Consider the following 6292-nt stretch of genomic DNA (forward strand, 5'->3'; position numbering starts at 1 on the left):
TACCCCCGTTACCACTGCCCGTCGGCTGGTGGCTGCGCGGCGCATCCCCCGCGCGCGGGCGCAAGGGGATACCGAAGGCGGCGGGGCCTCAGCCCGGGGCGTGCGGGCCGGGCGTTTCGGCCAGGACATCGGCCAAGGCCGCGATCCGGTTCTCGCGCGCCTCGCCCGCATGCCAGCCGGTCATCGGCCCGGCCATCAGAAGCGCGTTCACGATCGCCTCCTCGGTGGCCTCGATCGCGGCCTCGAACAGGGGCGACATCGCCTCGTTGTCGCGCGCGGCCCCCTGCCCCGGCAGGATCCGGGTCGAGAAGGCCAGCGCGTAATCCCCCGATCCGTTCGACAGCGCCGCCCCGGTCCGCGCCAGCCCGCCGAAGGCGCGCGTCGCCAGCCGCGTCAGATTGCGCGAGGACAGGGGCGCATCGGTCGCCAGCACGATCACGATGGAGCCATCGCGATCCGCCGCCGAGGTCCGCGCCACCTCGCGCCCGTCCAGCCGCAGGGTGCCGCCGTAATTGGCCTGGACCAGCACGCCCAGGAGATCCGCCCCCACCCGGCGCGAGGCGGTGCCGATCCCGCCCTTCAGCCCGAAGGCCACCGTGCCGGTCCCCGCGCCCACCGCGCCCTCTTCGACCGGGCCCGGGCGGGCGGCGGCCAGCGCCCGCGCCATCTCCTCGGCCGAGGGACGGGCGGCGCGGATGTCGTTCAGCATCGAATCGTTGGTCTCGCCCACCACGGCATTGATCGAGGTGACGCGCCCGTTCCCCGGCTGCGCCAGCGTGTGGCGGATCAGCGCCTCCAGCCCGCGCCCGACGGCAAGGGTGTTGGTCAGGAGGATCGGGGTCTCCAGCTCGCCCAGTTCCTGCAACTGGGTCGCGCCCGCGAATTTGCCGTAGCCGTTGAGGACCGAGAACCCCGCCGCCACCCGCTCGCGGTAAAGGTTGCCGGGATGGGGCAGGATGGCGGTGGCGCCGGTGCGGGTGCGGTCGCCCTCGATCAGCGTGACATGGCCGACCGCCACCCCAGCGACATCGGTGATCGCGTTCAGCGGACCGGGCGCGAACCGCCCGATCCGAAGGCCGATGTCACGCGCGCGCGGCACCCTCAGCCCGCGCCGAGCGCCGCATCGCAGCGCGCGCAGGTGGCGGGATGGGCATGCAGCCCCACATCGGGCAGCACCTGCCAGCAGCGCTCGCATTTCTCGCCCGGGGCGGGGCGGAACTCGACCCCCACGCCCGCGACCTCGGCCAGGCGGAAAGCGCCCTCGGGCGCGGGCCCCTGCGCCAGATCCAGCGCCGAGGTGATGCAGATCCCGGCGAAATCGACCGAGTTCAGCGCCGCGACCAGCTCCGCATCCTCGACATGGACCAGCGGCGCGGCCTCAAGGCTGGCGCCGATCACCTTGGCGGTGCGCTGCACCTCAAGCGCGCCGGTGACCACGCGGCGCACGGCGCGGATGCCCTCCCATTTCGCGACCAGCGCGGGGTTGAGCCAGCCCTCCGGCGTCGCGGGGAAGTCCTCCAGATGCACCGAGGCCCCCTCGCCCGGATGGCGCGAGAGCCAGACATCCTCCATGGTGAAGGGCAGGATCGGCGCAAGCCAGGTGGTCAGCCGCGCGAAGACCAGGTCCATCACCGTGCGCGCCGCGCGCCGCCGAATCGAACCCGGCGCGTCGCAGTAAAGCGCGTCCTTGCGGATGTCGAACCAGAAGGCCGACAGGTCGATGGTGCCGAAGTTGAACAGGATCTGGAACACGCCCGAGAAGTCGAAGGCGCGGTAGAGCCTGCGCACCTCGGCATCCAGTTCCGCCAGCCGGTGAAGGACCCATTGCTCCAGCTCGGGCATCTGCGCGACCTCGACCCGCTCGGCCGCGTCGAAATCCTTCAGCGCGCCCAGCATGAAGCGCAGGGTGTTGCGCAGCCGCCGGTAGCTGTCGGCCGTGCCCTTGAGGATCTTCGGCCCGATGCGCTGATCGGCGGCGTAATCGCTTTGCGCCACCCACAGCCGCAGGATATCGGCGCCGTATTCGTCGATCACCGCCTGGGGCGCCACGGTATTGCCCAGCGACTTGGACATTTTCATGCCCTTCTCGTCCAGGGTGAAGCCATGGGTCACCACATTGCGGTAAGGCGCGCGCCCCCGCGTGGCCGAGGCCTGGAGGAGCGAGGAATGGAACCAGCCGCGATGCTGGTCGGTGCCCTCAAGATAGACGTCGGCGATGCCGTCGTCGGTGCCGTCGGCGCGGTCGCGCAGAACGAAAGCATGGGTCGAGCCGGAATCGAACCACACATCCAGCACGTCGAAGACCTGATCGTAATCCTCGGGGTCGTGCAGATCGGCCAGGACCCGCGCCTTGAAGCCCTCGACATACCAGGCATCGGCGCCCTCGGCCTCGAAAGCGGCCTTGACGCGCGCGTTGACCCGCGCGTCGCGCAGCAGGAAATCGGCATCGGTGGGTTTGGCGCCCTTCCGGGTAAAGCAGGTCAGCGGCACGCCCCAGGCGCGCTGGCGCGACAGCACCCAGTCGGGGCGATGCGCGATCATCGAATGCAGGCGGTTTTTGCCCGAGACCGGCGTGAACTGCACCAGATCCTCGATCGAGGTCAGCGCGCGCTTGCGGATCGTATCGCCGAATTCGCCCATCCCGTCTTGCAGCGGCGCGTCGATGGCGGCGAACCATTGCGGGGTGTTGCGGAAGATCACCGGCGCCTTCGAGCGCCAGCTATGCGGATAGGAGTGGCGGATCTTGCCCTTGGCCAGCAGCGCGCCCGCCCAGGCCAGTTGCTTGATGTTCGAGACGTTCGCCGGGCCTTCCTTGCCGTTCTCGTCGAAGATGTGCTGGCCGCCGAAGAGCGGCAGGTCCTTGCGGTAGGAGCTGTCCTCGGTCACGTTCCAGGTCATCGGCAGCCTGAACTTCAGGCCGAGCTGATAGTCGTCGTCGCCGTGGCTGGGCGCGGTATGGACAAAGCCCGTCCCGGCATCGTCGGTGACATGCTCGCCCGGCAGCATGGGCACGTCGTAATCCCATTCGCCATCCGCGCCCTCGACCCCGGCATAGGGGTGGCGCAGGATCACGCCGTCGAATTCCGTCGCGGCGACATCGCGCAGCCGGGTCCAGCCCTCGATCTTCGCCGCCGCCTTCACGCCCTCGGCCAGCGCATCGGCCAGGATCAGCGTCTCGCCCGGGGTGGCGGTGGATTTCTCCTCGGCGGCATCGACGCGGTAAAGCCCGTAGGCGATGGCGGGCCCATAGGCGACGGCGCGGTTCTGCGGGATGGTCCAGGGCGTGGTGGTCCAGATCACCACCGAGGCGCCGTCAAGGCCCGAGACCGGCTTGAACCGCACCCAGATCGTATGGCTGGTGTGGTTGTGATATTCGACCTCGGCCTCGGCCAGCGCGGTCTTTTCCACCGGCGACCACATCACGGGTTTCGAGCCCTGATAGAGGCTGCCGTTCATCAGCAGCTTCATGAATTCCTCGGCGATCACCGCCTCGGCATGGAAATCCATGGTCAGATAGGGGTCGTCCCAATTGCCGGTGACGCCGAGGCGCTTGAACTCCTCGCGCTGGATGTCGACCCAGGTTTCGGCGAATTTGCGGCATTCCTGGCGGAAGGCCACCACCTCGACATCGTCCTTGTTCAACCCCTTGGCGCGGTATTGCTCCTCGATCTTCCATTCGATCGGCAGGCCGTGGCAGTCCCAGCCCGGCACATAGCGCGCGTCGTGCCCCATCATCTGGTGGCTGCGCACGATGATGTCCTTGATCGTCTTGTTCAGGGCATGGCCGATGTGCAGATGGCCGTTGGCATAGGGCGGGCCGTCGTGCAGCACGAAGGGCACCCGTCCCGCCGCCTTTTCGCGCAGCCGGTCGTAGATGCCGATCCGCGCCCAGCGGGCCAGCCATTCCGGCTCGCGCCGGGGCAGGTCGCCGCGCATGGGGAAATCGGTTTCGGGCAGAAAGACGGTGTCGCGGTAGTCGGGGGTATCGGCGCACATCGGATGCGGTCCTTGGATCGGTCGGGAAGCGGGAAACGGGCGGCAGGCGGCAGCGCCCGGCCCATGCGACATCACCCGGCGGGCTGAGCGTTCAGCGCGCCGGGCCGGTAATTCGGGCCGCGGGCGCGGCCATGATCGCAGGGCGATACCACATGGCCGCCTTATAGGGCCGCGCGCGCGCCCGGTCCAGAGGCGGCGATATGCCCGCGCGGGGGCGCCGCCCAGCCCGCCCGGGCCGCCCCCTCGCACCTTTAGCGGGCCCGCATTTCGCTGCCCGTTCCGGGCGTTGTCACCTGGCCCCCCGGGGCGTTCCGCGCGCCCCGGCCCGCTGCGGGACTGAAGAGTCGCGCGAGAGTCGCGCCCCGGGCCCCCCGGTCATGGCCCCATACCACGCCGGGGCTTGCGCGGCCCGGGGCGCCGCGCGACAAGAGATCATGGAACAGCAGCCAGACCCGCCGCCAGGGCGTGCGCCGGAAACGCCGCCCGAGACACTGCCCGCGACGCCCCCCGGGGCGCCCCCCGGGACGCCCCTCGACGCCGAGGCCATCGCCCGCGTCGTCGCCACCTTCTATGCCGAGGTCCGCCGCCACCCCACCCTGGGCCCGGTCTTCGCCCGCCATGTCGCAGACTGGCCCGCGCACGAGGCGCGGATCGCGGCCTTCTGGCGCAACGCCATCCTGCGCGAGCGGGGCTATGACGGCAATCCGATGGCGGTCCATCGCGCGGCGGGCAATGTGCGGCCGGGGATGTTCCCGGCCTGGCTTGCGCTGTTCGACGCCGTTCTGGCGCGCGAGCTGCCGCCACCGACCGCCCGGGCCTGGTCGGCGCTGGCGCATCGGATCGGGCGCGGCCTCAGCCTCGGGCTGCAGGCGTATGGCGGCATGCCGAATCTGCGCGGGGGGCCCTGAGAGCCTGGCCCCGGGGCTCCGCGCCCCGGGCGCCTCAGCCCTGGATCTCGACGCCCAGATGGCGCGCGACGGTGAAAATGTCCTTGTCGCCCCGGCCCGAGAGATTGACCACGATGATATGGTCCTTCGGCAGCGTCGGCGCGAGCTTGGTCACATGGGCAAGCGCATGGCTCGGCTCCAGCGCGGGGATGATCCCCTCGGTCCGGCACAGAAGCTGGAAGGCCTCGAGCGCCTCGTCATCGGTGACCGAGACATATTCGGCCCGGCCCACGTCATGCAGCCAGGCATGTTCCGGCCCGATGCCGGGATAGTCGAGGCCCGCCGAGATCGAGAAGCCCTCAAGGATCTGGCCGTCGTCGTCCTGCAGCAGATAGGTGCGGTTGCCGTGCAGCACACCCGGGCGCCCGCCGGTCAGGCTGGCGCAATGCTGCATCCGCTCGTCCACGCCCTTGCCGCCGGCCTCGACGCCGACGATCTTCACCGAAGGGTCGTCGAGGAAGGGGTGGAACAGCCCCATGGCGTTCGAGCCGCCGCCGATCGCGGCGACGATCGTGTCGGGCAGGCGGCCCTCGCCCTCCTGCTCTTCAAGCTGGGCGCGGGTCTCGCGGCCGATGATCGACTGGAAGTCGCGCACCATGGCGGGATAGGGATGGGGTCCCGCGACGGTGCCGATGCAGTAGAAGGTGTCGCGCACATTGGTCACCCAGTCGCGCAGCGCGTCGTTCATCGCATCCTTGAGCGTGCCGCGCCCCGAGGTGACCGGGATCACCTCGGCCCCCAGGAGCCGCATGCGGAAGACGTTGGGCGCCTGGCGCTCCACATCATGGGCGCCCATGTAGACCACGCATTTCAGCCCGAAACGGGCGCAGACCGTGGCGGTGGCGACGCCGTGCTGGCCCGCGCCGGTTTCGGCTATGATGCGCTCCTTGCCCATGCGGCGGGCGAGCAGGATCTGGCCCAGCACGTTGTTGATCTTGTGGCTGCCGGTGTGGTTCAGCTCTTCGCGCTTGAGGTAGATCCTGGCGCCGCCGAGATGTTCGGTCAGCCGCGGCGCGAAATAGAGCGGGCTGGGGCGGCCGACGTAATGGGTCCAGAGATCGGCCATTTCGGCGGCGAAGGCCGGGTCCTGCTTCGCGCGTTCATATTCGGCTTCGAGCGCGAGGATCAGGGGCATCAGCGTTTCCGAGACGAAACGTCCGCCATGGATGCCGAAGCGGCCGCGCTCGTCCGGCCCGGTCATGAAGCTGTTGATCCCGTCCTCGGCCATGCGCGCGCGTCCCCTGGTGGTTTGGATCCGGTTTAGCGCCCTTGGCGGGCGGGGGGAAGGGGCGGGTTGGCGCGGGGGCGGGATTGGTGGGGGTGGGAGGGGGGGGGCGCTGCCCCCTCGG

At 70.0% G+C, this 6292-nt stretch carries 4 protein-coding genes; 1 reads left to right on the forward strand and 3 read right to left on the reverse strand.

Going from position 1 to position 6292, the window contains the following annotated elements:
* Positions 1-88: 88 nt before the first annotated feature.
* Entirely contained in the window at positions 89-1099 is a 1011-nt protein-coding gene (locus tag ABNX41_RS19890) for a P1 family peptidase (RefSeq protein WP_438671438.1), read from the reverse strand.
* Positions 1100-1101: 2 nt separating this feature from the next.
* Positions 1102-3996: an isoleucine--tRNA ligase gene (gene ileS / locus ABNX41_RS19895; RefSeq protein WP_438671439.1), complete on the reverse strand. Its 2895-nt coding sequence runs from the start codon at positions 3994-3996 to the stop codon at positions 1102-1104.
* Between the two features lie 434 nt (positions 3997-4430).
* On the opposite strand from ileS, the gene ABNX41_RS19900 reads away from it, so the two are divergent.
* The gene (locus ABNX41_RS19900; RefSeq protein ID WP_438671440.1) at positions 4431-4904 is read left to right on the forward strand and encodes a group III truncated hemoglobin; all 474 of its coding nucleotides are present in this window, start codon (positions 4431-4433) and stop codon (positions 4902-4904) included.
* A 34-nt stretch (positions 4905-4938) separates the two neighbouring features.
* Here ABNX41_RS19900 and trpB read toward each other — a convergent pair whose 3' ends face one another.
* Positions 4939-6171 carry a tryptophan synthase subunit beta gene (trpB, locus tag ABNX41_RS19905; RefSeq protein WP_438671441.1) on the reverse strand — a complete coding sequence of 411 codons (1233 nt, stop codon included), beginning with the start codon at positions 6169-6171 and terminating at the stop codon, positions 4939-4941.
* Positions 6172-6292: the final 121 nt, after the last annotated feature.

This window comes from Pseudogemmobacter sonorensis, from assembly GCF_042762395.1.
Classification (GTDB): Bacteria; Pseudomonadota; Alphaproteobacteria; order Rhodobacterales; family Rhodobacteraceae; genus Pseudogemmobacter; species Pseudogemmobacter sonorensis.

Bases quoted from the DNA above. Each gene is read 5' to 3' on its own strand.
- ileS (WP_438671439.1), bottom strand. From the start codon at position 3,996: ATGTGCGCCGATACCCCCGACTACCGCGACACCGTCTTTCTGCCCGAA.
- trpB (WP_438671441.1), bottom strand. From the start codon at position 6,171: ATGGCCGAGGACGGGATCAACAGCTTCATGACCGGGCCGGACGAGCGC.
- ABNX41_RS19900 (WP_438671440.1), top strand. From the start codon at position 4,431: ATGGAACAGCAGCCAGACCCGCCGCCAGGGCGTGCGCCGGAAACGCCG.